Source organism: Pseudomonas sp. efr-133-TYG-5 (assembly GCF_030209175.1).
In the GTDB taxonomy this organism is placed as follows: Bacteria; Pseudomonadota; Gammaproteobacteria; order Pseudomonadales; family Pseudomonadaceae; genus Aquipseudomonas.
The window spans coordinates 2,378,927-2,404,443 of sequence record NZ_JARVSM010000001.1 but is presented as its reverse complement, the minus strand read 5'-3'; the positions used below and the strand labels follow the sequence as shown (position 1 = coordinate 2,404,443).

Sequence of the window (25,517 nt, the reverse complement as noted above, 5' to 3'; positions counted from 1 at the left end):
GCTTCCCCTCAGCCCAGTGAGGGGAAGCGGCCTGGCGCCAATGCCAGCCGATACTCGCCCGGCGTTGCCCCCAGCACCTGGCGAAAGCGGTTGGTGAAGTGACTGGCACTGGCAAACCCGCACGCCAGGGCAATGTCTCCCAGCGGCAGTGCCGTCGCGCGCAGCAACTGCCGCGCCCGGCTCAAGCGGCGTGCCAGCACGTACTGGTGGGGCGGCAGGCCGAAACTGGTGCGGAACATCCGCGCAAAGTGATATTCCGACAACGCGCACAACCCGGCCAATTGCCCGAGGCTGATCGGCTCTGCCAGCTGACTGTCGACGAACTCCACCAATTGCCGGCGCTGATGGGCCGCCAGCCCGCCCTTGAGGCGCAGGCCCTGGCGCACGCCGACCTGGCTGAGCAAGGTATGACTGAGCAGTTCATGCGCCAGGCTGCTGGTCAGCAGGCGTTCGGCCGGTTCGTCCCAGTTGAGTGTCAGCAACTGGCGAAAGCGTTGCGCCTGCTGCGGGTCTTCGAGAAAGGTCTGCTCGCGCAACTGCAACTCGCGTGGTTCGCGATCGAGCAGCGTCACGCAGCCGAGGGCGAATTGTTCGGCGCTGAAATACAGGTGGGCGAGGCGGATATCGCCGTTGATGACCCAACCGGACTGGTGATCGGCCGGCAGGATGCACAGCTTGTCCGGTCCGCCCTTGTGGCCCGGTTGGCCACGGCGAAAGGTGCCGGTGCCGCCGGCGATGTAGCACGACAGGGTGTGATGGCTCGGCGCTTCGTATTCCTGGGCGTCGTGGTGGTTGGTCCACAGCGCCGCAGACAAGCCGTCACCGAGCTCGGCGCTGTGCACCAGGCGTGCATTCGGCGAGCGGTTGAGGGCTTGAAAGACTTGCAGGGTATCGATAGCGGCCATGTTCGGTTCTCTCCAACGCCTTGCATCCTACTCCGTCGATGCCCTGCTGCCAGCCAGCGCGCCGACAAATGCGCAAGATTTTGCAAGCGCGCCAATCTCGGGGACAGCACTCTGAACGCCTGAGCAAACCTGTGGCGAGGGCACTCTTCGCAGCAAGGCGCTGGCGTGTGCGGCGCCGTCCTTGTGGGCAACCCGGCACTGCGGCTGCCTCGCGGTGCGGCGCCAGCGCGTCGCTCGCCACAGAGGTGCCCGGCATTACCCTTCAGGAGTTTCTTGTCATGAACCTTTCGCTGTATCTGCTGACCGTGCTGATCTGGGGCACCACCTGGATTGCCTTGAAGTGGCAACTGGGGGTGGTGGCGATTGCGGTGTCGATCGTCTATCGCTTCGGCCTCGCCGCGCTGGTGCTGTTCGCGCTGTTGCTGCTCAGTCGTCGTCTGCAACCGATGAACCGTCGCGGACACCTGATCTGTGTGGCGCAGGGGGTGTGCCTGTTCTGCGTCAACTTCATGTGCTTCCTCACCGCCAGCCAGTGGATCCCCAGCGGCCTGGTCGCCGTGGTGTTTTCCACCGCCACGCTGTGGAATGCGCTGAATGCGCGGGTGTTCTTCGGCCAACGGATTGCGCGCAACGTGCTGCTGGGCGGCGCGCTCGGCCTGAGCGGCCTGGGGCTGCTGTTCTGGCCGGAGCTGGCCGGGCACCAGGCCAGTCCGCAGACCCTGCTCGGCCTCGGGCTGGCGTTGTGCGGCACCCTGTGTTTCTCGGCGGGCAACATGCTCTCGAGCCTGCAGCAGAAGGCCGGTCTCAAACCGCTGACCACCAATGCCTGGGGCATGGCCTACGGTGCGGCAATGCTCTCGGTGTGGTGTGTGGTGAAGGGCATCCCCTTCGACATGGACTGGACGCCGCGTTACATCGGCGCGCTGCTGTACCTGGTGATTCCCGGCTCGGTGATCGGCTTCACCGCGTACCTGACCCTGGTCGGGCGTATGGGCCCGGAGCGCGCCGCCTATTGCACGGTGCTGTTCCCGGTGGTGGCGCTGAACGTCTCGGCGTTTGCCGAGGGCTATCAGTGGACCGCGCCCGCGCTGGTCGGGCTGGTGCTGGTGATGCTGGGCAACGTGCTGGTGTTCCGCAAACCCAAGGTGGCGGCGATGCCGCCGCACGGCAAGCTGGCCTGAGCGCCAGGGATCAACAGGGCGCAGACGTCAAACGACGTCTGCGCCTAGTGTTCAGCCTTTCCAGACCTGCGGATTGACCAGGTCCTGCGGCCGCTCGCCGAGCAGGGCGCTGCGCAGGTTGGCCAGCGCGCGATTGGCCATGGCCTCACGGGTTTCATGGGTGGCCGAGCCGATGTGCGGCAGGGTCACGGCGTTTTTCAGCTGGAACAGTGGCGACTCGGCCAGCGGTTCCTTTTCGTAGACATCGAGGCCGGCGCCGCGAATGCGGTTGTTCTGCAGGGCTTCGATCAGCGCCGGTTCGTCGACCACCGGGCCACGGGAAATGTTGACGAGGATCGCGCTCGGCTTCATCAGCGCCAGTTCGCGCTGGCTGATCAGGTGGCGAGTGTTGTCGCTGAGCGGCACCACCAGGCAGACGAAATCGGCTTCGGCCAGCAGCTGGTCAAGGCTGCGCCACTGTGCGCCGAGCTCCTGTTCCAGTGCGGTCTTGCGGCTGTTGCCGCTGTAGATGATCGGCATGTTGAAACCGAATCTGCCGCGGCGGGCGACGGCGGCGCCGATGTTGCCCAGGCCGACGATGCCGAGGGTCTTGCCGTGCACATCGCTGCCGAACAATGGCGCGCCGACGCTGGCCTGCCACTGGCCGGCCTTGGTCCAGGCGTCGAGTTCGGCGACACGGCGGGCGCTGCTCATGATCAGTGCGAAGGCGAGGTCGGCGGTGCTTTCGGTGAGCACGTCCGGGGTGTTGGTGAGCATGATCCCGCGTTCGTTGAAGTAGGCGACGTCGTAATTGTCGTAGCCGACCGAGACGCTGGAGACCACTTCGAGTTTCGCCGCGTTTTCCAGTTGTGCCCGACCGAGTTTGCGACCGACGCCGATCAGGCCGTGGGCGTGAGGCAGCGCTTCGTTGAACTGGGCGTTGATGTCACCGTTCTTCGGGTTGGGGACGATGACCTCGAACTCTTCTTGCAGGCGTTCGATCATGGGCGGCGTGATGCGGCTGAAGGCCAGGACGGTTTTTTTCATTGGCTTTGGGCTCGGCGGCTGGGCTGGATTGCCAAGCAAGCTAACATTTCTGCCTTGGCTTGTCTTGGCGGCCGCCGGGTCGGCCAGGTTGGCGCGGGGTGGCTGAATAGCGGTTTTTTGCGCCGCTGCGGTTGGCGTGAGTCCCTCTCCCGCGCGAGAGGGGCTCGCGCCGCGACGGGCTGTTCAGACCACGATCTGCAGTTCCGTCAGGTCAATGTCGAAAACCACTTGGTGCAGCCTGCCACTTTCATGGTCGGCAAAGGAAAAATTGCCGCTGGCCCTGAAGCTTCCCGCCTCGAGGTTGAAGTGTTCGACAGTGATATGGCCTTCGTCCGGCCGGGAAGCGTAGTTGGTGACGTCGCCGCCACGAATGAGCGCCAGTCCGGGAGGTTGAGGCGCGCCGGATTGCCCGAAGAAGAGGGTTTTGTGCGCAATGCTCACGGGAAATCTCAAGATGAACCTGAGTTCGGAGGTGCCACCGGTCGGTCCGCCGACCTGTATATAGACGTCCTGGCGGTTGCTGACGAAGTCCAGCGGGGTGCAGGTGAAATGTTCATCCCGGTAGCCTGGAATCGACGCCAGCCAAGTGCCGGATCCCGATTGTTGTGCGCGCGCTTGCCCATTGTTGTCAGTCATGATGCTTCTCTGCGGGAACCTGTTGGTGGTTGGGGGGAAAGCGCTGCAGAGTCAGCCAAGCAGGGCCGCTCGTGCCTCGCCCGCTCTCAGGCGTTCAAGACCTGCGACATCGATGCTTCCGATGACCTGATGCAGGGTGCGTTCGTGAAAGTCTTCAAAGGTGAAGTTGAATGAAGCTCCGAGCACACCTTTGTCGATGTCGATTCCTCGATGTCGATGTGCCCGGCATTGCTTTTGCTGCTATAGGCAATACCGTAGGTATCCGCCGTGATGGGGTCGAAGCGGGTCAATGAAAACGAAGGAGGGCGGGGGGGCGATGGAATGTCCTCATGGAATTCATAACGCTTGTTTTCGATGCTGGCGAAGAAGTTGAAACTGATGTTCATCCAGGTATTCAGGTCTTCCATGTGTTTCGTCTGCAGGGCGACCAACTCGCCGTTGGTGACGAAAACGAAGGGCGTTCCGCAATAGTTGGCGTAGAGATAGTTGTTATGGATCTTCGCGGTCAGGCTGCCAGTACCTGAGTCGATTTTGTCTTTGGTTTTCGGAAAGTAAGTGAACATGTTTTCGCTCCCCGCAAAGGCCCGTGTTGACGTAGTCAATCTTTGTCTTCGAAGGAGGTGACGTCTACTGTCAGAACTGACAGGTCGGAGTGGTTTTTTTATACCGATTGGCTATCGATTCAACGCGTCAGGCAATCCTTTGCCTTTAAACAATCTGCGCCTTCTAGGTTGCCACCCGCGCCCCGGCCAGGCTGCCACTGAGCTCGTACGCCGCCAGTTCCGACTGGTGCGCGGCGAGGATTTCCGGCAGCGAGCCGCGCAGGTACTCGACCCAGGTCTTGATCTTCGCGTCGAGGTACTGGCGCGACGGGTAGATCGCGTACAGGTTGAGTTCCTGCGAGCGGTAGTTGGGCATGACGCGCACCAGGGTGCCGTTGCGCAGGCCCTCGATGGCGGCGTACACCGGCAGGACGCCGACGCCCATGCCGCTGGTGATCGCGGTTTTCATCGCGTCGGCGGAGTTGACCAGGAACGGCGAGCTGTTGATGGTGACCATTTCCTGGCCTTCGGGGCCGTCGAAGGCCCATTTTTCCAGGGGGATCACCGGGCTCACCAGGCGCAGGCAGGCGTGGTTGAGCAGGTCGCTGGGTTTCTGCGCGCAGCCGTTGGCTTTCACGTAGGCCGGGGAGGCGCAGACGATGCTGTAGGTGATGCCCAGGCGTTGCGAGACGAAGCCGGAGTCCGGCAGTTCGCGGGCCAGCACGATGGACACGTCGTAGCCCTCGTCGAGCAGGTCGGGCACGCGGTTGGCCATGGTCAGGTCGAAGGTCACGTCCGGGTGCGTCTTGCGATAACGGGCGATTGCGTCGATGACGAAGTGCTGGCCGATGCCGGTCATGGTGTGCACTTTCAGTTGCCCGGCCGGGCGCGCGTGGGCTTCGCTGGCTTCGGCTTCGGCCTCTTCGACGTAGGCGAGGATCTGCTCGCAGCGCAGCAGGTAGCGCTTGCCGGCCTCGGTCAGGGCGATGCGCCGGGTGGTGCGATTGAGCAGGCGGGTTTGCAGGTGGGCTTCCAGATTGGAGACCGCGCGCGAGACGTTGGCCGTGGTGGTGTCGAGTTGCACGGCGGCAGCGGTGAAGCTGCCGGCTTCGGCCACACAACTGAAGGCGCGCATGTTTTGCAATGTGTCCATGGGGTGCTCTCAAGGGAGATGGCAAATTGTGACACGAAGTTTCGGGGGCTGAGACCCCCGACCAACGGATTATCTCGTTAACCGTAACAAAGATTCACAGAATTCCCAGCTTATCGCCGTTCAGAGCGCCCCCTAGAATTGCGCCGATCCCGGTAGGTGCAGCCTTCGGCCGCGCCTCACACGTCCTCGCCATATCCCCTTCTCAGGAATTCGCAGCAGTGCCGCGTCGCATCAACAGAGCGCTTTTGCCGCTCAGTGTTCTGGCTTTCTCCCTGGCAATCAGCGGCTGCATCGGAACCGGAGGAATTGCTCCGCAGGGCAAGGCGCTGGAGGCCAACGAACTGGCCACCGACGACGCCATCGCCCACGCCGCCCGTGACGCCCGCTGGCCCACCGCGCAATGGTGGCAGGCCTACGGCGACCCGCAACTCAATCGCTGGATCGACCTCGCCGTGCAAGGCAGCCCGACGATGGCCATGGCCGCCGCACGGGTGCGCCAGGCCAAGGCGCTGGCCGGGGTCGCCGAAGCCGCCGAATCGCTGCAGATCAATGGCGAGTCGACCCTCAAGCGCCACAACTGGCCGACCGATCAGTTCTACGGGCCGGGCGAGCTGGCCAACACCACCACCTGGGACAACAACGCCGCGCTGGGCTTCAGTTACGCCCTCGACCTCTGGGGCCGCGAAAGCAACGCCAGCGAGCGCGCGGTGGACCTGGCGCACATGACGGCGGCCGAGGCGCGGCTGGCGCAGCTCGAGTTGCAGAACAACATGGTCCGCGCCTACATCGAACTGTCGCTGCATTACGCCCAGCGCGACATCGTCGCCGCGATGCTCAAGCAGCAACAGCAGATTCTCGACCTGGCGCAGAAACGCCTGAACGGCGGCATCGGTACCCACTTCGAAGTCAGCCAGGCCGAAACCCCGCTGCCGGAAACCCACCGGCAACTGGATGCACTGGACGAAGCCATCGCGCTGAGCCGCAACCAGATCGCCGCCCTCGCCGGCAAGGGGCCGGGTGCCGGCGCGCAGTTGCAGCGGCCGACGCTGGCCCTCGGCGCCGCGCTGCAACTGCCGTCGGCGTTGCCCGCCGAATTGCTCGGCCAGCGCCCGGACGTGGTCGCCAGCCGCTGGCAGGTGGCGGCGCAGGCACGCGGGATCGACGTCGCGCACGCCGGGTTCTACCCCAACGTCGACCTGGTCGGCAGCCTCGGCTACATGGCCACCGGCGGCGGGGCGCTGGAGTTTCTCACCGGCAAGAAGCTCAACTACAACGTCGGCCCGGCCATCTCCTTGCCGATCTTCGACGGCGGCCGCCTGCGTGCCGAACTCGGTGAAGCCGCGGCGGGCTACGACATCGCCGTGGCGCATTACAACCAGACCCTGGTCAATGCGCTGAAGAACATCTCCGACCAGTTGATCCGCCGCGAGTCGATGGACAAGCAGCAGGCGTTCGCCGCCGAGTCCGTGGCCACTGCGCAGAAGACCTACGACATCGCGATGATCGCCTATCAGCGTGGCCTTACCGACTACCTCAATGTGCTCAACGCGCAGACCTTGCTGTTCAAGCAGCAGCAAGTGCAGCAGCAGGTGCAGGCGGCGCGGTTGAGTGCGCATGCCGAGCTGGTGACGGCGTTGGGCGGTGACCTGGGAGCTGGCAATGACGTGCCCACTGCCGAACAGACAGCAGCCCCGAAAACCCCGACCCTCCTGCGGTGAACACCAACCCTGCGGGAGCGAGCTTGCTCGCGAAGAGGGAATGTCAGCCAACACATATGTCAGCTGATATACCGCATTCGCGAGCAGGCTCGCTCCCACAGGTTCTGCGACAAGATCGAATCTCATTGAGCACAATTGAATGACTCCCTTGCCCGCACCTTTACGCTGGCTCTACTCCCTGGAATGGCGCCGGGGCTTCTTCGACTGGGCGCGCAGCGACGGCGTGACCTGGGTCTACATCTTCAAGGTGCTGCTCGCCGCGTTCCTCACGCTGTGGCTGGCGATGCGCCTGGAACTGCCGCAGCCACGCACGGCGATGATCACCGTGTTCATCGTCATGCAGCCGCAGAGCGGCCAGGTATTCGCCAAGAGTTTCTATCGCTTTCTCGGCACCCTGGCCGGCTCGGCGATGATGGTCACGCTGATCGCGCTGTTCGCACAGAACACCGAACTGTTCCTCGGTTCGCTGGCGATCTGGGTCGGTATCTGCACAGCCGGTGCCACGCGCTGCCGCAACTTTCGCGCCTACGGTTTTGTCCTCGCCGGTTACACCGCCGCGATGGTCGGCCTGCCGGCGCTGGCGCATCCCGACGGTGCGTTCATGGCGGCGGTGTGGCGGGTGCTGGAAATCTCGCTGGGGATTCTCTGCTCCACGGTGGTCAGCGCCGCGATCCTGCCGCAGACCGCCAGCGCCGCCATGCGCAACGCCTTGTACCAGCGATTCGGGGTGTTTGCCTTGTTCGTCACCGATGGCCTGCGCGGGCGCAGCAAACCCGAGGCTTTCGAGGCCAGCAACGTGCGCTTCATCGCCGAAGCGGTGGGCCTGGAAGGCCTGCGCAGCGTGACCGTGTTCGAAGACCCGCACATGCGTCGGCGCAACGGTCGCCTGAGTCGCCTGAACAGCGAATTCATGAGCATCACCACCCGGTTCAACGCCTTGCATCAGCTGCTTGAACGCCTGCGCGGCAATGACGAGGAACACGTGGTGGCGGCGATCAAACCAGGCTTGCAGGACCTCGCCGAAGTGCTCGACGGCTTCAGCGGCCGGGCCCTGACCAGCCCCGACGCGGCACGCCTGGCCACGGCATTGGCGAGCTACAAGGACGGCCTGCCGGCACGCGTGCGCAGCCTGCGGGCCATCTTCCAGGAGCGCGCGCCGAGCGAGGCCGAGCAACTGGATTTTCACACCGCCTACGAATTGCTCTATCGCTTCGTCGACGACCTGCACAGTTATGCCCAGACCCACGCCTCGCTGGCCGATCACCGCCACGAACGCGAGCGCTGGGACGAGCCGTTCACCCCGCAGACCAGCTGGTGGGCGGCAGCCGCCTCGGGGATTCGCGCCTCGTTCATCCTTATCGTGCTCGGCAGTTACTGGGTCGCCACCGCTTGGCCGAGCGGCGCCACCATGACCCTGATCGCCGCCGCGACCGTGGGCTTGTCCGCGGCGACGCCGAACCCCAAGCGCATGGCCTTCCAGATGGCCTGCGGCACGCTGCTCGGCGCGTTGATCGGCTTCGTCGAGATGTTTTTCATCTTCCCGTGGATCGATGGTTTTCCATTGCTCTGCGTGATGCTCGCGCCGGTGATCGTGCTCGGTTCGTTCCTCACGTCGCGGCCGCAATACGTCGGGGTCGGCCTCGGCCTGCTGATCTTTTTCAGCACCGGTTCGGTGCCGGACAACCTGACCATCTACAACCCCTACACCTTTATCAACGATTACATCGCCATGGTCATGGGCATGCTCGTCTGTGCGGCGGCCGGGGCAATCATTCTGCCGCCGAACAGTCGCTGGCTGTGGCGTCGGCTCGAGCAGGATCTGCGCGGCCAGGTGGTGTACGCGATCAGCGCCAGGCTCAAGGGCCTCGCCTCGAGTTTCGAAAGCCGCACCCGCGACCTGCTGCACCAGGCCTACGGCCTGGCGGCCGGTCAGCCGGCGGTGCAGAAAAACCTCCTGCGCTGGATGTTCGTGGTGCTGGAAGTCGGCCACGCGATCATCGAGCTGCGCAAAGAGCAGGCGATCCTCCCGGTGCACCCGGCCTATGCCGAATCGCAGCCGTGGCGTCAGGCGATTCGCGTCATGGGGCGGGCGCTGGTGCGGCTGTTCCTGCAACCGAATGCGAGCAACCTCGAGCGCGCGCTGGTTGCGGTCGACCACGCGATCAGCCGGGTCGCCGCCACCGACGAGCCGTTCGCGCCGCACTTCGATACCTCGGCGCTGCGCCGGGTGAAGAGTTACCTGCACTTCATCCGCACCTCGCTGCTCGACCCGCAGTCGCCACTCGCCGCCTACGCCAAGCCCGAAGGACTTGCCCATGCCTCGTGAAATCGCCTTCCACGGCGTGTACATGCCGACCATGACCCTGATGTTTTTCATCGCCGCGGCCCTGGCCTGGGCGTTGGACCGGTTCCTCTCGGGGTTCGACCTGTACCGTTTTTTCTGGCACCCGGCGCTGTTGCGCCTGAGTCTGTTTACCTGTCTGTTCGGCGCGATGGCGCTGACCGTCTACCGTTGAGAACGTCCCGATGAAAAAGTTTTTCAGCCTGCTCGCGACCCTGCTGGTGCTGGCCCTGGCGCTGTGGATCGGCCGGACCCTGTGGGTGCATTACATGAACACGCCGTGGACCCGTGACGGCCGCGTACGCGCCGACATCATCAACGTTGCGGCCGACGTCACCGGTGAAGTCATCGATGTGCCGGTGCGTGACAACCAGCTGGTGAAGAAGGGCGATCTGCTGATGCAGATCGACCCCGAGCACTATCGCCTCGCGGTGAAACAGGCGCAGTCGCTGGTGGCTTCACGCAAGGCCACCTGGGAGATGCGCAAGGTCAATGCGCATCGCCGCGCCGATCTCGACAACCTGGTGATCTCCAAGGAAAACCGCGACGACGCCAGCAACATCGCCGACTCGGCGCTGGCCGACTACCAGCACGCCCAGGCACAACTGGAAGCCGCCGAACTCAACCTCAAGCGCACCGAAGTGCGCGCGGCGGTGGACGGCTACGTGACCAACCTCAACGTGCATCGCGGTGACTACGCGCGCATCGGCGAGGCGAAAATGGCCGTGGTCGACATGAATTCGTTCTGGGTCTATGGCTTCTTTGAAGAAACCAAACTGCCGCATGTGCGCGTGGGCGACCAGGCCGACATGCAACTGATGAGCGGCGAAACCCTCAAGGGCCACGTGGAAAGCATCTCGCGCGGCATCTACGACCGCGACAACCCGGAAAGCCGCGAGCTGATCGCCGACGTCAACCCGACGTTCAACTGGGTGCGCCTGGCGCAACGGGTGCCGGTGCGCATTCACATCGATGAAGTGCCCGAGGGGGTGCTGCTGGCAGCGGGGATCACCTGCACGGTGGTGGTCCGCGAGGACGCCCGCTGACCGCGCTGAGTCGGCTGCCACCTGGGCGAACAAAAAGGCCAGGGCGCAATGCCCTGGCCTGGTCACTGGCGGCCGCTGTTACAGCTGCGGCTGGTCGAGAATGCCCCGGGCCTTGTCTACGGCCTCGGCCACTTGCAGTTCCTTGTCGCTGAGCAGCGCCAGCAATTGCGGATTGTGCAGCACATCGCTATCGCCACCTTTGAGCTGCACCTGACGCGAAATGATCACGTAGGCGTACAACTGCGCCCGGGTGCCGAACTCGGGGCGCGCGCTCACCGTGGCCAGTGCCTGCGCCATGACGTCGTGCCGCTGCGCTGGCGACAGGCCGCTGAAGGTTTCGGGCGATTGCATATGGATGTTGGCCGCGTACACGGCGAGGTTTTCCTCGCGAGCGTCCTGGCGTACACGCTCCTTGCTGGTGACATCCTTGCTCAATTGCTCGTAGACCTTCTCGCCATCGCTGATTTGCTGCGGGTTCATGCGTTGTTTCAGTTCGGCGATGCCGGCCGTGTCATCGAGGATTCTGGCCCAGCCGTAGGCGAGCGCCAGTTCATCCTTGCCGCTGTGAAAACGCATCAGGGTCTGCTGGGAATCCGGGTCGCCGTGGCGGGCGGAACGCTCCAGCCAACGCAGGCCGAGGGCGCTGTCGGCGGTCTGCCCGCGCATGCCGTAGGTGAAGTTCTGGAACATGCCGAACTCGGCGCACGAATCGTTCTTCTGCGCCGAATAGGCCATGTAGCCGAAGGCTTCGCGGTCGCGTTGGGCGCTGTCCTTGCTGGTGTCCTGTTCGGCGATGCTCGCCAGATAGCACAGGGCGCGGTCGTGGGTCGGGGCCGCCATGATCAGACAGCTGCGCGCCTGCTCGGGCTGACCATCGTTGTACAACTGGTAGCCGATGCCATACAGCAGGTCGCTGTCCAGAGCGCTGTTGCAATGCTCGTTGGCTTCGGCCGGCGGCAGCAGCTCGCTGAGACTGACGTGTGGCAGGGTGGCATTCAGCGCCTCATCGGGCGAGGGCTCGCCACAGCCGCAGAGAACAGTGAGTAATGCCACGGGCAGCAGGTTTCTGAATTTCAATGGATATTCCCTTATCGCGAACGAATGGCGCCCGCAGGGACGCCCATCGGTTTTACGCGCACGGTCGCGCGTGTTTTTTCAGTAGCACGTGCCGCCGTTCCGCAGTCCGCCAGCCAAGGCGAGCGTCATTACTGAGAGCGTGCAACAGTGGTTCCCGAGCTGAATGCAAGCGCGTGAGCCGGGCGCGCGTCAGGCAGGCCAGCAAAGCAGCGGCTGTTCCACGCCGGAACAGTCCGAGGGGAGGGGCGATCGGTATGAGCAGTTCCCTTGCCTGGATGCGTGCGTCAGCGACTCCGTGCGCTTTCGTGTGCACATGCAGCGGCGCACGCTGCACGTGCGGCGCATTCTACGTGAGTCGCGCGGTTTGGCAATTTCACCGCGGCGGATCAGAGCGGCCCGCGCAGGCCGAAGCGCTTCATCAGGCTCGACTCGAGCAAACCCTTGGGCAACAGGCTGGCCAGCAGCGGCAAGGCACGGCTGCCGTTGCCGATGCGGACCAGCCGGGGTGGCTGGCTCTGCTGCACCGCTTTGAGCAGTTCGGCGGCGAAGTCGCTGGCCGGCGTCGGTTTGTCCTGGGAAGCCTTGGCCCGTGCACGAATGCCTTCGCGCAGCGGGAACCACGGCGATTGTTCGTTGATCAGTTGCTCGGCTTCGTGCCCGGCGTTCTTGGCGAAGCTCGATTGAATCGCCCCCGGCTGGACTTCCATCACGCGAATGCCGAACGGCGCCAGCTCCATGCGCAAGGCATCGCTCAAGGCGTGCACCGCCGCTTTCGAGGCGCAATAGGCGCCGGCGAACGGCGTCACCAGCACGCCCGACACGCTGCCGATATTCACCACCAGGCCCTTGGCCCGGCGCAGTACCGGGAACAGCGCGCGGGTCACGCCGACAATCGCGAACACGTTGGTTTCGAACTGGCGTTGCATGGCCGCTACGCCACCGTCGAGCAGCGGGCCCATGGCGCCATAACCGGCGTTGTTGATCAGCACGTCGAGGCCGCCGTGCTGCTGGTTGATTCGCTCGGCGAGGTGTTCCAGCGCGGGGCCGTCATTCACATCGAGCTGGACGGCGGTGAATCCGGCGGCCGCCAGTGCCGTGACATCCTGCGCCTTGCGTGCGCTGGCCCAGACCTGGAAACCGGCGGCTTTGAACGCATCGGCGAGGGCGCGGCCGATGCCGCTGGAACATCCGGTAATCAACGCAACGGGCATGGCGCATTCCTTGGGCAAAAACAGTGGGGAAAGGGATCAGTCGGAAAAACTGCCCTGCAGGCGCTCGGCGCGAAACTCCAGGGTTTGCGGGCGATAGCCGGGGCGCAATGGCGGCAGCGGCAGGCAGTCTTCCCAGTTGCCGCCGGCCTGCAATTCGCCGGGGCCGCGATAGCGCGGGGCGGTGTACTGGTTGTCGGCGAGATTGACGCTGTCGCCGGGGGCGTAGGCCGCAATGCGCCAGCGCAGTTCGGTCAGCGGCACGTCGTTGCCGTTGTTCAGTTTCAGTTGCAGCGGCCGGTCTGCCGGGCAGTGCTGCGGAGCGTAGGCGATGCGCAGTTCCAGGCGCGCCAGTTGCTTGACCTCGCGGTTGTCCAGCCACACCACCCACATCGCGACCAGTCCGAGGCCGACTGCGGCGGCCAGCGACACCGGCAGGGCCTTGGCCGGATAGCGCAACAACAGGATCAGCCAGGTGATGACCAGCAGGACACCGATGAACATGTGCGAACGCTCCTTGAACTCGTGGCTCCCATCCTACCGAAGGCCCGCGGGAATGGATATTCGCCGTGCGGGGCGGCGTACCGCTGGTCTGAACTGTAATTTCTGACAGTGGCCGGCGCCGCGCTGTGCCTGTTCTGATGTCCGTGGGGACGCAGGCCCGGGTCAGCAGGGGAGCACAGCATGAGCGTACACAGCCAGACGCCGAGCGTGTCGGTGAGCGACCCGCGCGGCTTGACCGTGCGCAGCGTCGGCTATTGGCGGGTGCTGGCCACGCAGCCGCTGGAAACCCGCGTGCAGCGCACGGCGCGCGATGCAGCCGGGCGAGCGGTCAAGGAGTGGGACCCGCGGTTGTGGGCGCAGCAGGCGCCGCCCAGCCAGGCCAGTGTCTGGTCGCTGGCCGCCACCCTGCTTGGCACGCACAGCGTGGATGCCGGCCGGCAGCTGCGGCTGCCGGATCCCGGCGGACAGCCGGTGATGACGTGGGATGCGCGCCAGACCCGAACCGCCATCGACTACGACCTGCTGCGTCGTCCGCTGGTAATCTTCCGCCAGGGTCTGGATGAGCCGCGCCGGTGTATCGAACGCTTTCTCTATGGCGATCCGCACCAGGGCGCCGCGGCGTGCAATCAGCTTGGGCGCTTGTTGCGCCATGACGATCCGGCCGGCAGCGTGTTGTTCCAGGCCTATGCGTTGAGCGGCCCATGCAGCACAGCGGTGCGCCATTTCAGCCGCGAGCCGATCACCCCCGACTGGCCGCAGCCGATCGACGAGCGCCAGGCGTTGCTGGAACCGGGGGCGGGCGCGATCTCGCGCTGGCGCTACGGGGCGCTGGGCGATGTGCTGGAGCAGGTCGATGCTCGGGACAACCGGCACGTGTTGGCGCTGACCGTCGACGGGCGCTTGCGTGAGCGGCAGCTGCAGTTGCACGGTCAGCCGGCGCGAATGCTGTACAGCGCGATGGCCTACACCGCCGAGGGTAGCGTCGCGCGCGTTGTCGCCGGCAATGGCGTGCAGACCACGTTCAGCTATCAGGCGCAAACCGGGCGCTTGCAGGTGCGCCACGCCACCGCGGCCGATGGTCGCGTGCTGCAACACCTGGTCTACGCCTACGATCGAACCGGCAACGTCCTCAGCATCGAGGATCAGGCGCTGCCGATCCGCTACTTCGCCAATCAGCGCATCGAACCGGTCAGCCGTTACGCCTATGACAGCCTCTACCAGTTGGCCGAAGCGAGCGGTTGGGAGGCCGGCAGTGCCAGTCAGGGGCCAGCGTCGCGTGGGCGCGTCGATCCCGCCGCGCTGAGCAACTACCGGCAGACCTATGACTACGACGCCAGCGGCAATCTGCTGAAACTGACGCATGTCGGTGCGCAGAGCCACGGCCGCAATCTGCGCCCGGCGCGCCACAGCAACCGCGCCTTGCCCTACGACGACACGCCGCCGAGCGAGGCGCAGATCGCCGCGGCGTTCGATGCCTGCGGCAATCTGCTGCAACTCGATACGCGAACCCTGCGCTGGAACCTGGCCAATCAACTGCAAGCGGTGACGCCGGTGGAACGATCCTCGGGGCAGGACGATTGCGAGCTTTATCTGTACGACGGTGGCGGCCGGCGTGTGCGCAAGCTGCGCTCGTTACAGGCGCAGGGGCGCACGCTGCAGAGCGAAGTGCGCTACCTGCCGGGGCTGGAACTGCGCACCGACAGTGCCCGCGGCGAAGTGCTGCAGGTCATCGACGCCGACAGCGTGCGCGTGCTGCACTGGGAAAGTCCGCCGCCGTCGGGCGGCAACGATCAATACCGCTACAGCCTCGCCGATCACCTGGGCTCGGTCAGCCTGGAGCTTGCCGGCGATGCGCGGCTGATCAGCCACGAAGTGTTCTTTCCGTTCGGCGAAACGGCGTACCTGGCCGGTGCGGATGCGATCGAAGTGGCCTACAAAACCGTGCGCTATTCGGGCAAGGAGCGCGACGCGACCGGCCTCTACGCCTTCGGTTGGCGCTACTACATCCCGTGGCTGCAGCGCTGGGCCAGTACCGATCCGGCCGGGCATGCCGACGGCGCGAACCTGTACCGCATGGTGCATAACAACCCGCTCACCTTTACCGACGGCGAGGGGACGCTGACCCGCAGAAAACAGGCCAACGGCCTGTGGGAACCGCTGATCGCCACGGGCGACGCGCGCGTGCTCGCCGGCGCGGTACAGGTCGACCGTGGCCATCCTCTGCGCAGCGTGCCGGCGACCGGCAAGCCCGGCAACATTGCCCAGGCGCTGGAGGCGCGCGAGTTCGGTCGCACGCCGATCAGCAGTCAGTTTCTCGACCCGGTGCCCGGACGCTACTCGAGTGACACCGTTGCCCAGTTGAGCCGGCGCCACGGCGGCGGCGAGATGATTTTCAGTGTCGATCGCCTGAGCTACTCCGGCGCCAGCAAGGGCGAGTTCAATGCCCTGCGCATCGTCGATATTGCCAAGGGCGAGATTCCCGACAAGCACAACGCCGTGGCCGGCTACTGGGCGCCGCAGGGCGGTCATGTGGATATCCCGCTGCACCCGACGGGGACCCAGCCGGATCACGTGTTCACCCCCAGTTTCAGCGGCTGTTCGCTGACCGTGGATCAGCTGAGCGACAACGTGCTGCGGGTGCGGCATGTCGAGGGCGGCAAGGAAAATGCGCAATACAACGATCTGCCGGCGCGTGAGCACGGCATGGGTCAGGCGGCGGCCATGGAGTTCGCCGATTACGGCTATGCCGAGGACGAGAAAGGCCGCCTTGAAACCCTGACCACCGGTTTCGCCTTCATGAAATATGACCGCAAGCAGCAGGCCTGGAACATTCATTACCAGACCATCCAGGGCGCCAGCGGCATCGAGCGCTATACGCCGGGCAGCAGCGGCCTGTTCAAGCGCACGAATGCCTCGGTGTCGGTGTATGCCCAGAGTCGGGTGCGCAAGGCCATGGCCAGGAAGGTCGAGGTCAGCCAGCGGCGCACCACTGGATGAGCGCTCCCGACCAGCGCCGGCACGCTGGTCGGGCCTGCCGTTTGTGCCGCTAGCCGGGTCATCGCCCGGCTGCCCGGATCGCGGGCAGAAAGGATGCCGATCGCCTGGGAGCACGTGCCATGGGTGTACACAGCCACACGCCAAAGGTTTCGGTGGTCGATCCGCGCGGCTTGCCATTGCGCACGGTCGACTATTGGCGTGCCGCGGCCGATGCGCCGGCCGCGACCCGGATCAACCGCACGCTGCGCGATGCGTCGGGGCGGGCGCGTCAGCAATGGGACCCGCGCCTGTGGGCGCAGCAAGCACTCGATCCGCTGACCCCGGCCAACCTGAGCCAGGTGTTCACGCTGGGCGCGCAGCTGATCCGCAGCGACAGCGTGGATGGCGGGACACGCCTCGAACTGGTGGGCCCCGATGCGCAACCGGCAACAGTCTGGGACAGTCGTGGCACTTGTCGCGCGTTCACCTACGACGCCTTGCGGCGCCCGCTGGCGATCGACGAAACCGCGGCGGGTGAGCCCCGGCGTTGCGTCGAGCGGATGACCTACGGCCATCCCGGCGCGGGCGATGCAGGGTCTAATCAGTTTGCCCGGTTGATCCGCCATGACCACCCGGCCGGCAGCGTGCTGTACGCGCGCTTTGCCTTGGGCGGCCGGTGCAGCGAGGACACCCGATACTTCACCCGCGAGCCGACGACGCCCGACTGGCCGGAAGCGGTGGAGGCGCGGCAGGCGTTGCTCGAGCCAGGCGCCGGGGCGACGTCTCGTTGGCTCGTCGGCGCATTGGGCGATGTGCTGGTGCAGACCGATGCCAGCGGCAACCGCCACAGGTTCCGGCTGACGTGCGACGGCCGCCTGCGCGAGCAGCATCTGCAGCTCACCGATCAGCCCGGCGAGCAGACCCTGGTCAGCGCCATCGCCTACAACGCCCAGGGCAATATCGAGCGTGAGACGGCCGGCAACGGCGTGCAGACCTGCCTGATCTACCGGCCCGAGGACGGTCGCCTGAGTCGGCGCCGCGCCGTGGATGCCGACGGTCGCGTGCTGCAACAGCTGCTGTACCAGTACGACGCCATGGGCAACGTGCTCAGCATCGAAGACCAGGCGCTGCCAGTGCGCCATTTCGCCAACCAGCGGATCGACCCGGTCAGCCGCTTCAGCTACGACAGTCTCTATCAGTTGCGCGAGGCGACGGGTTGGGAGGCGGGCAGTCTCGGCAAGGGGCCGCATGGTCATGTCGATGCAGCGGCGCTGAGCAACTACCGGCAGCACTATGAGTACGATGCCGGCGGTAACCTGGTGCGACTGATTCACTTCGGTGCCCAGCGCCATGGGCGCACGCTGCAGGTCGCCCGTTACAGCAATCGCGCCGTGCCCTACGACACGACGCCGCCCGACGAAGCGCAGATCGCTGCCGCGTTCGACGGCAACGGCAATCTGCTCGCGCTCGATGCGGGCCGGCGGCTGCAGTGGAATCCGCGCAATCAGCTGCAATCGCTGAGCCCGGTGGAGCGTGCGTCGGCCGACAATGACGACGAGGTTTATCTCTACGACGCCAGCGGCCAGCGCGTGCGCAAGATTCGCTCGTTGCACACGTGCACGCGCCGAGTGGTGGCCGAGGTGCGTTATCTGCCGGGGCTGGAATTACGCAGCGACAGTGGCAGCGGCGAACGCCTGCAAGTGGTCAACGTCGAGGGTGGGCTGAACCGCATTCGGCTCCTGCACTGGGACAGTCCGCCGCCATCGGGCGGTAACGATCAGCTGCGCTACAGCCTCTGCGATGATCTGCGTTCGGTGTGCCTGGAACTGGCGGGCGACGGCCGCCTGCTCACCCGGGAAAACTATTACCCGTTCGGCGAAACGGCGTACCAGACCGCCGCCGACGGCGCCGAGCTGAATGACAAGACCCTGCGCTATTCGGGCAAGGAGCGCGATGCCTCCGGACTTTGCGACTTCGGCTTGCGCTACTACATCCCCTGGCTGCAACGCTGGGCCAGTGCCGACCCGGCGGGGTTCGTCGACGGGCCGAACCTGTACGCCATGGTCGGCAACAACCCGCTGACGTTTCACGACGCCCATGGCCTGGAGAAAACCGGCAAGTACGAGATCGAGGTCGGCCTGAAGAATCGCCTGAAGTTCCTGGCGGCCACGCTCGCCAGCCGGATCGCGGTGTTCCGCGAAGCCACGGGCAAGTTCAAGGAGGTCAACGACTTCGAGGTGGTGGAAGTGGGCGGGTTCAGCGACTACCTGGTGGGCGGCGACGAGTTGAAGCAGGCGCTGCGACATTACCGCCAGCGCTACAAGCAACTGGCCCGCGAAGAGTCGGCGCCGCGGGTGGCCGGGCAACCGTCGAACTTCGCCCTGGGGGCGAACATTGCCGGGTACATGTTGCGCAGTGCCAACGACAAGTTCTTTGACGACAGCAGCATCGACCCGGAAAACCGCCACCCAGACTTCGTCGTCGAGCGGCGCTTCTTCGCGGTGATGAACAAGGCCGACAAATTCATGCTGCCCGAGCAGCGGCAGATCTATGGCCTGTCGGAGTTGAACACGTTTACCGAGAAGGGCAAGACCGAGGTGGACGTGGTGCAAGTGGTGGTGCACCCGCAGACTCAGCCAGGCGGGCGCCTGGCCAATGCCGACGGGGCTCCCCTGCCGTTGCTGCGTGGCGTCGGCACGTTCCTCACCGTGCACTCGGTCAAGGCAGTGGCGAAAGGCACGCAGGTGCACAGAATCCGCACCGACGCGGTCAATCCGCGCTCGGCGCGAATCGCCAGGAAATTCGACGCCCGGCTCGTCGCCAACCGATAAAAAAAGCCCCCGCCCAAACCACTGCGGATGGGGAACGCAGCGGGCTGGACGGGGGCTTCTTGCCCTAGCGGGCGATCACTGGGCGATGGTTTTCACCGACACGCCACGCTCGACCGGAGTGGAGCGACCGTAGATGTCTTCGAAGCGCTCGATATCGTCCTCGCCGAGGTAGCTGCCCGATTGCACTTCGATGATTTCCAGCGGGATCTTGCCCGGGTTGCGCAGGCGATGCACCGAGGCGATCGGGATGTAGGTCGACTGGTTCTCGCAGAGCAGGAACACGTTGTCGTCGCAGGTCACTTCAGCGGTGCCGCTGACCACGATCCAGTGCTCGGCGCGGTGGTGGTGCATCTGCAGCGACAGGCAGGCGCCTGGCTTCACCGAGATGTGCTTGACCTGGAAGCGTCCGCCCATGTCAACCGAATCGTAGGAACCCCACGGACGATAGACCTCGCAGTGGTTCTGGGTTTCGCTGCGGCCCTGTTCGTTGAGGGTGTTGACCATCTGCTTGACGCCCTGAACCTTGTCCTTGTGGGCGATCATCATGGCGTCCTTGGTTTCCACCACGACGATGTTTTCCAGGCCGATCACCGACACCAGTTTGCCGTTGCCGTGGATCATGCAGTTCTTGCTGTCCTGGATCACCACGTCGCCCTTGCTGACGTTGCCGTTGGCGTCTTTCTCGTTGACTTCCCACAGCGACGACCAGCAACCGACATCGCTCCAGCCGGCGGTCAGCGGCACCACGCAGGCGCGCTGGGTCTTTTCCATCACCGAGTAGTCGATGGAGTTGTCCGGGCAGCAGGCGAAGGTGGCTTCGTCCAGCGTCACGGTGTCGGCGTCCTGCTGGCTGCGCTCGAGGGTCAGCAGGCAGGTGTCGTAGATGTCCGGATCGTGCTTTTTCAGCTCTTCGAGGAAACGGCTGGCGCGGAACAGGAACATGCCGCTGTTCCAGTAGTAGCCGCCGGACTCGACGTATTCGGTGGCGCGTTTGACGTCAGGTTTTTCGACGAAGTGCGAGACGCGGCTGACGCCTTCGGGCAGCAGCGAATCGTTGGCCGACTTGATGTAGCCATAGCCGGTTTCCGGTTTGGTCGCCGGCACGCCGAACAGCACCATCTCGCCGTTTTCGGCGGCGACGGTGGCCAGGGCGAGGGCACGTTGCAGGGCTTTCTGGTCTTCCAGCACGTGGTCGGCCGGCAGCACCAGCATCAGCTCGTCGCGGCCTTCATTGACCAGCATCATCGCGGTCAGCGCCACCGCCGGCGCGGTGTTGCGGCCGAACGGCTCCATCAGGATGCGCTGGCAATCCAGATTGCGGCTGGCCAACTGCTCGTTGACGATGAAACGGTGATCCTTGTTGCAGACCACGATCGGCGTGTCCATGCCTTCGAACACCAGGCGTTCCAGGGTTTGCTGGAACAGTGTGTGTTCACCGGTCAGGGCCAGGAATTGTTTAGGGAATTGCTTACGCGACAGCGGCCAGAGACGAGAACCGCTACCACCTGACAAGATCACCGGAATCATATTGTTTACTCCTTAAAATGCAGTTGAGAGCTGCAAGCTGCAAGCGGCGAGTTGGAAGCACTTACTTGCAGCTTGAGGCTTGTAGCTGATAGCTCGAGCGATTAGCGGGTCGACACCGGGCGTTTCACCCAGACTGGCGACAGGTTGCTGCCGTTGCCGGTGACGTACAGCACTGCTGCCTCACCACGCTCCAGCGCGACCGGTTTCACGTCGCCGACTTTCTTGTCACCTTCGTACAGCGCCAGGCTGACTTTCACCGGGTTGATTTCGCGCTCGCCACGGCCCTTGGCCGCGACGTTCGGCACCACTTCGGTCTTGCCGTCGGCGGTTTTCAGGGTCAGCGGCTTGTCGCTGAGGTTCTGCACGCGCACCAGGGATTTCTGCTTGTTCTTGAACGGCGGTTCTTCGATCAGCTGCGGCGCGCCGGAAGCGTTGTTGACCAGGGTGTAATAGTGGTCACCGGCGAGTTTCACCGGCAGGGTCTGGCTGCCGATCTTGGCGCTGTAGTCGCCGCCCGGCATGAAGCTGAAGTCGCTGCTGGCCAGTGGCGCAACGTCGCTGAGGTTGGTGCTGCCGACGGTGGCGCTGACTTCGGCATTGCTGGCGTTGTAAACGCGCACGAAGGTCGAGCCTTTCGGGGCGGTCGGGCCGTACAGCGCGGCGTCGCCACCGGCAAATGCAGGCACGGACAGCACGCTGAGGCCAGCGACCAGTGCGAAGCTTTTAGCGAGACGACGAGGAGTAGTAGTGAAAGTCATGGTGTTACCTCTCTTTCAGTTTTGCGCCCGATCGGGCGTCTCGGATTTAGTGTTGATGGCTACGTTTTGTTGGCGAGCACCGGCTTGTTTGAGCTCTGCGACCCACTGCGGGTCGGCGTCGCCGATTTCGTTGTTCACAGGCAGATATCGTTCAGGAAACTCCCAGATCAGCACCTGCGGCGGGCTGTTCTTGAAGTCATCGCTTTTCAGGTAGCTGAGCATCGGCAGGATCGGGCCGTGACCGTCTTCGGCGTAGTTGACGACGTCGCTGTGCAGCGCTTGTTTGAGCGCACCGACGAAGTTCCAGTTGGGGTTGGCGCTGTAGCTGGTACCGATCAGCGCGACCGGCACTTCGCTGTTGGCGAACAGAGCGTCGTCACCGGCAGGCTGCTCGGCGGCCACGGTGTTGCGTTTCTGCAGCGGCTCCTGCGCCGGCATCAGGTTTTCGAACAGCGGATCCAGTGGCAGGAACAGACGCAGGTCGCCCTTGTGCGTGACTTTCTCCGCCGGCGTGGTGACAAAACGCTGCGGCTCGCCGCTGAGCGGGAATTTGTCGGCAATGGTTTTCGCCAGGGTGTTGGCAGCGATCTCGGCACCTTCCGGAGTCCAGTGGGTGTCGGTGCGCAGGAACACTTGCTGACCGTTCTGCTTGGCCTGTTGCAGCGGGCCGAGCAGGTCGGGGGCGAGGATCCTGTCGGCCGCGACACGGGCGTGGAAGTCCTGGTAGAGGTTGGCGTGGATGCTCGCCGGTTTCACTTCACCGAGGTGTTCGGGGTACAGGCGCGCCTTGGCCGGGACGATCGCCATCACCAGTTTCACGCCTTTCTCCTTGAGGGTCTGGCGCACGCCTTCGACCAGCGCGTAGTTGCCTTGCAGGTTGAGCTCTTCGTTGACGATCGGGTTGAATTCCTCGTCGCTGTACAGCCATTGATCGCGACCGAGCACCACGCCCGGACGCCCTTCGTTGAACAGTTTGAAATCCAGCGCGGCCCAGAGGTTGGTGCCCAGGCGCTTGATCGGGAACTCGTCGTCGTAGTGGGTTTCCACGGCTTTGGTCCAGCGCCCGTTGAGCACGGTGGCGTCGGCGTTGGTGCTGAAGCCGAAGAAGCTGCGCACCGACCACAGACCGAGCACCAGCAGGGTCACCAGGAACAGGGCGATGTAGAGGATGCGTAATGAGCGGGTCATGGCAGATCCCTCAGAACTGGAAGTAAAGGAACGGCGAGAAGCTTTGCGCCGAGAGTTTGAGAATCGAGGCGATGAACAGCAGCAGAATCAGGCCGCGCATCACGTAGCGCGACCAGTCCGCCGTCCAGTACGCCGGTTGCACCTGGGCTTCGACGCCGACGGTGTAGCCAGGCTCGTGGATGCTCGCCGGGTTTTCGCCAGGCGCTGCCTTGATCAGGCCTGGTTGAGCGCCTGCAGGGCCGTCGCTTTCGACGTTGACCGCAGGTTTGCTCTTGACCGGGGCCTGGTTGGTGTACAGATCACGCAGACCGAAGAAGGCCAGCGTGGCGTACGCCACTACCAGGGTGGCCACTTGCAGACCGGTGAGGCTGGCGCGGTTGAGTTCCGACAGCGACCAGTCGCCGAAGCTGAACATTGCGCCGTACATGCGCCCGGCGACGTGCAGGTTCTCGGCACGGAAGATCACCCAGCCCATGACCACCAGCAGGAAGGTCAGCGCCCAGCGGATCGGGTTGAGGCGGCGCGGCGAGGTGTTGATGCCGAGCATTTTCTCGATCGCCAGCCACATGCCGTGCCAGGCACCCCAGACGATGTAAGTGATGTTCGCGCCGTGCCACAGACCACCCAGGAGCATGGTCAGGAACAGGTTGCGATAGGTCATCAGCGTGCCTTTGCGGTTACCGCCGAGGGTGATGTACAGGTAGTCACGCAGCCAGGTCGACAGGCTGATGTGCCAGCGCCGCCAGAACTCGGTGATCGACTGGCTGATGTACGGCTGCTTGAAGTTTTCCATGAAGCGGAAACCCATCATCAGGCCCAGACCGATGGCCATGTCGCTGTAGCCGGAGAAGTCGAAATACAACTGCGCGGTGTAGGCCAGCGCGCCGAGCCAGGCATCCCCCGTGGTCGGATTCTGCAGGGCGAAGCAGTGGTCGGCCACGACGGCGAGGGTGTCGGCGATGAACACCTTCTTGATGAAACCCTGCATGAACCGCGTGCAGCCCTCGGAGAACTTGTCGAGGGTGTGGGTGCGGTTGTTGAACTGGTCGGCGAGGTCGCGGAAACGCAGGACCGGGCCGGCAATCAGGTGCGGGAAGATCGCCACGAACGCGGCAAAGTCGATCAGGTTGCGCGTGGCCGGGGTGTCGCCACGGTACACATCGATGATGTAGCTGATCGATTCGAAGATGTAGAACGAGATACCGATCGGCAGCAGCACGTGGGTCAGGATGAACGGCTCCAGGCCGAACGAGGTCATGATCGCGTTGATGCTGTCGACGCCGAAATTGGCGTACTTGAAGTAGCCGAGGATGCACAGGTCGACCGCCACACCGAGCAGCAGCCAGCGCTGGGCCGGTTTGCTGCGCACACCGGCGGCGCCGACTTTCAGGCCGATCCAGTAGTTCCACAGGGTGACGCCGGCGAACAGCGCCAGGAAGTCCACCCGCCACCACGCGTAGAACACGTAGCTGGCGATCAGCAGCAGCAGGTTGCGATAGCGTTGCCCGCTCAGGTAGTACAAGCCGAGAAAGATCGGCAAGAACAGAAACAGGAACACGTTGGATGAAAATACCATCCCGATCTCTCCATGTTTGAACCAACAGTCAAGGGCCAAAGCCCCCCCAAACCCCCCGCTGAAAACTGGAGAGCTACGATCGTTCCCACGCTCTGCGTGGGAATGCCTCAATGGACGCTCTGCGTCCGCTTCGGCATGGGACGCGGAGCGTCCCGGGCTGCATTCCCACGCAGAGCGTGGGAACGATCAGCGGTCAGTGTCAGGAACCTTTGTTGCCCTTTTCATGGGAAGGGTCGTAGACCTTGGTCAGGTCGCCGCCGAGGCGGAAGGTCTTGAACGGCTGCATCCCGTGTTTCTTCTCCAGCACATCCGCCGAGCAGGTGTAGAGGGTGCAGAACGGTTCGAGCCAGGCGAATTTCATGTCCTCTTTCAGGTCCGTCATGTCCTGTTTCTTGCCGTTCTTCTTCTCGAATTCCTCCGGGTCTTTCACCCCGGCCAGCACGCGATCACCCAGGCGTTTGAGCGCGCCGTTGTTTTCCTGACGCAGATCGACACCGTTGACCTGGGCAAAACTGGCGATCATCGCCAGCGGCGGCAGGGCGTAGTTGTGATAGGCGAGGGCGCGTTGCTGGCGCTTGAGTTCGTTGGGCAGGAAGCCATCGGCATCGATCTGGTTGGCGCCGACCTTGTATTCCTTGACCGCCCAATCGAACAGGTCGCGGCGGTTGGTGGCGACGGCAGTGGCCATCACCGACCAGGCGGCCCAGTACGAGTGGTTGTTGGTTTTTTCCAGCGGCAGGTTGTCCCAGTCGCTGACCACCTGGTCGGCCATTTTGCTGAACCAGGCTTCGATCTGCTGCGCTTGCTGTTGATGCTGGGCCAGCGGATGCGAGTCGGAGAACTTCAGGCGAATGTACGAAGAGGCCATGCTGCCCAGCGCCCATTTGCGCATCGACTTGCCGGTGTGGTTGAAGTCCTTCGACATCAGCGCATCGGCCTGGGCCCATGCGGTCAGCCAGTTGAGCGTGCAATCGAGCTGTTCCGGGCGACCGTCGCGCATGAACTGCATCACGCGTTTGGCGGTACCGCGTTCCAGCGTGGTGATGTCTTTGGTGGTGTCGCGGAAAGCTTTTTCCGACTGCACGTTCAGCGTCGCGCGGGCCTTGTCCGAGCCTTCGTACTTGCTGCGAAATTGCAGCGGGCCGGTGTAGGGCGTCGGCATGGCGTCGCAGCCTTCGCTGTTGTCGCCGGTCTTGAATTTATCCACCGCGGCGAAGTAGCCCTGTGGTGGACGCAGGGGAGCGGCAGCCTGAGTCGCGCCGGCGAACATCGCCAGGCTTAACAGAGTGGGCGCCAGAAAAGCTGTCAGTTTCGGATTTCGCAT

General features: G+C 64.2%; 20 protein-coding genes. 7 read left to right on the top strand and 13 right to left on the bottom strand.

What is annotated here, in order from left to right:
- Nucleotides 1-8: 8 nt before the first annotated feature.
- The gene (locus tag QRN70_RS10940; RefSeq protein ID WP_285417630.1) at nt 9-905 is read right to left on the bottom strand and encodes a helix-turn-helix transcriptional regulator; all 897 of its coding nucleotides are present in this window, start codon (nt 903-905) and stop codon (nt 9-11) included.
- A gap of 278 nt (nt 906-1,183) precedes the next feature.
- Here QRN70_RS10940 and QRN70_RS10935 point away from each other — a divergent pair, with 278 nt between their 5' ends.
- On the top strand, nt 1,184-2,086 hold the full coding sequence (locus QRN70_RS10935) for a DMT family transporter (RefSeq protein WP_285417629.1): 903 nt from the start codon (nt 1,184-1,186) through the stop codon (nt 2,084-2,086).
- A 51-nt stretch (nt 2,087-2,137) separates the two neighbouring features.
- Here QRN70_RS10935 and QRN70_RS10930 read toward each other — a convergent pair whose 3' ends face one another.
- The 4 genes from QRN70_RS10930 to QRN70_RS10915 all read right to left on the bottom strand — a co-directional run bounded on the left by QRN70_RS10930 (nt 2,138) and on the right by QRN70_RS10915 (nt 5,443).
- The gene (locus QRN70_RS10930; RefSeq protein WP_285417627.1) at nt 2,138-3,112 is read right to left on the bottom strand and encodes a 2-hydroxyacid dehydrogenase; all 975 of its coding nucleotides are present in this window, start codon (nt 3,110-3,112) and stop codon (nt 2,138-2,140) included.
- Between the two features lie 183 nt (nt 3,113-3,295).
- Nucleotides 3,296-3,748, bottom strand: a complete 453-nt coding sequence (locus tag QRN70_RS10925; protein ID WP_285417624.1) for a hypothetical protein — start codon at nt 3,746-3,748, stop codon at nt 3,296-3,298.
- Between the two features lie 86 nt (nt 3,749-3,834).
- Nucleotides 3,835-4,311, bottom strand: a complete 477-nt coding sequence (locus tag QRN70_RS10920; RefSeq protein ID WP_285417623.1) for a hypothetical protein — start codon at nt 4,309-4,311, stop codon at nt 3,835-3,837.
- Nucleotides 4,312-4,474: 163 nt separating this feature from the next.
- Complete coding sequence (locus tag QRN70_RS10915; protein ID WP_285417621.1) at nt 4,475-5,443, bottom strand: LysR family transcriptional regulator; 969 nt, start codon at nt 5,441-5,443, stop codon at nt 4,475-4,477.
- Nucleotides 5,444-5,661: 218 nt separating this feature from the next.
- On the opposite strand from QRN70_RS10915, the gene QRN70_RS10910 reads away from it, so the two are divergent.
- From QRN70_RS10910 to QRN70_RS10895, 4 genes are all read left to right on the top strand, one after another.
- Nucleotides 5,662-7,161 carry an efflux transporter outer membrane subunit gene (locus QRN70_RS10910; RefSeq protein ID WP_285417619.1) on the top strand — a complete coding sequence of 500 codons (1,500 nt, stop codon included), beginning with the start codon at nt 5,662-5,664 and terminating at the stop codon, nt 7,159-7,161.
- 139 nt (nt 7,162-7,300) lie between these two features.
- Nucleotides 7,301-9,487 (top strand): FUSC family protein, encoded by a 2,187-nt coding sequence (locus QRN70_RS10905; RefSeq protein WP_285417618.1) that lies wholly within the window; start codon nt 7,301-7,303, stop codon nt 9,485-9,487.
- Nucleotides 9,477-9,677: a DUF1656 domain-containing protein gene (locus QRN70_RS10900; protein WP_015096751.1), complete on the top strand. Its 201-nt coding sequence runs from the start codon at nt 9,477-9,479 to the stop codon at nt 9,675-9,677. Before QRN70_RS10905 ends, QRN70_RS10900 begins: the two co-directional genes overlap by 11 nt.
- 10 nt (nt 9,678-9,687) lie before the next feature.
- A complete protein-coding gene (locus tag QRN70_RS10895; RefSeq protein WP_285417615.1) occupies nt 9,688-10,548 on the top strand; it encodes an efflux RND transporter periplasmic adaptor subunit in 861 nt (286 codons plus the stop codon).
- A gap of 78 nt (nt 10,549-10,626) precedes the next feature.
- Here the strand turns inward: QRN70_RS10895 and QRN70_RS10890 are convergent, their stop codons facing one another.
- The 3 genes from QRN70_RS10890 to QRN70_RS10880 form a co-directional block, all read right to left on the bottom strand.
- Entirely contained in the window at nt 10,627-11,625 is a 999-nt protein-coding gene (locus QRN70_RS10890; protein WP_285417614.1) for a hypothetical protein, read from the bottom strand.
- A 386-nt stretch (nt 11,626-12,011) separates the two neighbouring features.
- Entirely contained in the window at nt 12,012-12,836 is an 825-nt protein-coding gene (locus QRN70_RS10885; protein ID WP_285417613.1) for an SDR family oxidoreductase, read from the bottom strand.
- Between the two features lie 36 nt (nt 12,837-12,872).
- Nucleotides 12,873-13,337 (bottom strand): multidrug transporter, encoded by a 465-nt coding sequence (locus QRN70_RS10880; RefSeq protein ID WP_285417612.1) that lies wholly within the window; start codon nt 13,335-13,337, stop codon nt 12,873-12,875.
- A gap of 180 nt (nt 13,338-13,517) precedes the next feature.
- Here QRN70_RS10880 and QRN70_RS10875 point away from each other — a divergent pair, with 180 nt between their 5' ends.
- Both QRN70_RS10875 and QRN70_RS10870 read left to right on the top strand, forming a co-directional pair.
- Complete coding sequence (locus QRN70_RS10875) at nt 13,518-16,334, top strand: RHS repeat-associated core domain-containing protein (RefSeq protein ID WP_285417611.1); 2,817 nt, start codon at nt 13,518-13,520, stop codon at nt 16,332-16,334.
- A gap of 119 nt (nt 16,335-16,453) precedes the next feature.
- A complete protein-coding gene (locus QRN70_RS10870) occupies nt 16,454-19,144 on the top strand; it encodes an RHS repeat domain-containing protein (RefSeq protein ID WP_285417609.1) in 2,691 nt (896 codons plus the stop codon).
- A gap of 75 nt (nt 19,145-19,219) precedes the next feature.
- On the opposite strand, the gene QRN70_RS10865 is transcribed toward QRN70_RS10870, so the two are convergent.
- The 5 genes from QRN70_RS10865 to QRN70_RS10845 all read right to left on the bottom strand — a co-directional run bounded on the left by QRN70_RS10865 (nt 19,220) and on the right by QRN70_RS10845 (nt 25,517).
- Entirely contained in the window at nt 19,220-20,671 is a 1,452-nt protein-coding gene (locus tag QRN70_RS10865; RefSeq protein ID WP_285417608.1) for a mannose-1-phosphate guanylyltransferase/mannose-6-phosphate isomerase, read from the bottom strand.
- A gap of 101 nt (nt 20,672-20,772) precedes the next feature.
- Nucleotides 20,773-21,429 (bottom strand): alginate O-acetyltransferase AlgF, encoded by a 657-nt coding sequence (locus QRN70_RS10860; RefSeq protein WP_285417606.1) that lies wholly within the window; start codon nt 21,427-21,429, stop codon nt 20,773-20,775.
- 15 nt (nt 21,430-21,444) lie between these two features.
- Nucleotides 21,445-22,617 (bottom strand): alginate O-acetyltransferase, encoded by a 1,173-nt coding sequence (locus tag QRN70_RS10855; protein WP_285417605.1) that lies wholly within the window; start codon nt 22,615-22,617, stop codon nt 21,445-21,447.
- Nucleotides 22,618-22,627: 10 nt separating this feature from the next.
- Nucleotides 22,628-24,193 carry an MBOAT family O-acyltransferase gene (locus tag QRN70_RS10850; RefSeq protein WP_285417604.1) on the bottom strand — a complete coding sequence of 522 codons (1,566 nt, stop codon included), beginning with the start codon at nt 24,191-24,193 and terminating at the stop codon, nt 22,628-22,630.
- A 199-nt stretch (nt 24,194-24,392) separates the two neighbouring features.
- Nucleotides 24,393-25,517 (bottom strand): mannuronate-specific alginate lyase, encoded by a 1,125-nt coding sequence (locus QRN70_RS10845; RefSeq protein ID WP_285417602.1) that lies wholly within the window; start codon nt 25,515-25,517, stop codon nt 24,393-24,395.

Bases quoted from the DNA above. Each gene is read 5' to 3' on its own strand.
- QRN70_RS10865 (WP_285417608.1), bottom strand. From the start codon at position 20,671: ATGATTCCGGTGATCTTGTCAGGTGGTAGCGGTTCTCGTCTCTGGCCG.
- QRN70_RS10920 (WP_285417623.1), bottom strand. From the start codon at position 4,311: ATGTTCACTTACTTTCCGAAAACCAAAGACAAAATCGACTCAGGTACT.
- QRN70_RS10925 (WP_285417624.1), bottom strand. From the start codon at position 3,748: ATGACTGACAACAATGGGCAAGCGCGCGCACAACAATCGGGATCCGGC.
- QRN70_RS10885 (WP_285417613.1), bottom strand. From the start codon at position 12,836: ATGCCCGTTGCGTTGATTACCGGATGTTCCAGCGGCATCGGCCGCGCC.
- QRN70_RS10895 (WP_285417615.1), top strand. From the start codon at position 9,688: ATGAAAAAGTTTTTCAGCCTGCTCGCGACCCTGCTGGTGCTGGCCCTG.
- QRN70_RS10845 (WP_285417602.1), bottom strand. From the start codon at position 25,517: ATGCGAAATCCGAAACTGACAGCTTTTCTGGCGCCCACTCTGTTAAGC.
- QRN70_RS10930 (WP_285417627.1), bottom strand. From the start codon at position 3,112: ATGAAAAAAACCGTCCTGGCCTTCAGCCGCATCACGCCGCCCATGATC.
- QRN70_RS10860 (WP_285417606.1), bottom strand. From the start codon at position 21,429: ATGACTTTCACTACTACTCCTCGTCGTCTCGCTAAAAGCTTCGCACTG.
- QRN70_RS10870 (WP_285417609.1), top strand. From the start codon at position 16,454: ATGGGTGTACACAGCCACACGCCAAAGGTTTCGGTGGTCGATCCGCGC.
- QRN70_RS10900 (WP_015096751.1), top strand. From the start codon at position 9,477: ATGCCTCGTGAAATCGCCTTCCACGGCGTGTACATGCCGACCATGACC.
- QRN70_RS10940 (WP_285417630.1), bottom strand. From the start codon at position 905: ATGGCCGCTATCGATACCCTGCAAGTCTTTCAAGCCCTCAACCGCTCG.
- QRN70_RS10880 (WP_285417612.1), bottom strand. From the start codon at position 13,337: ATGTTCATCGGTGTCCTGCTGGTCATCACCTGGCTGATCCTGTTGTTG.
- QRN70_RS10905 (WP_285417618.1), top strand. From the start codon at position 7,301: ATGACTCCCTTGCCCGCACCTTTACGCTGGCTCTACTCCCTGGAATGG.
- QRN70_RS10935 (WP_285417629.1), top strand. From the start codon at position 1,184: ATGAACCTTTCGCTGTATCTGCTGACCGTGCTGATCTGGGGCACCACC.
- QRN70_RS10875 (WP_285417611.1), top strand. From the start codon at position 13,518: ATGAGCGTACACAGCCAGACGCCGAGCGTGTCGGTGAGCGACCCGCGC.
- QRN70_RS10915 (WP_285417621.1), bottom strand. From the start codon at position 5,443: ATGGACACATTGCAAAACATGCGCGCCTTCAGTTGTGTGGCCGAAGCC.
- QRN70_RS10855 (WP_285417605.1), bottom strand. From the start codon at position 22,617: ATGACCCGCTCATTACGCATCCTCTACATCGCCCTGTTCCTGGTGACC.
- QRN70_RS10850 (WP_285417604.1), bottom strand. From the start codon at position 24,193: ATGGTATTTTCATCCAACGTGTTCCTGTTTCTGTTCTTGCCGATCTTT.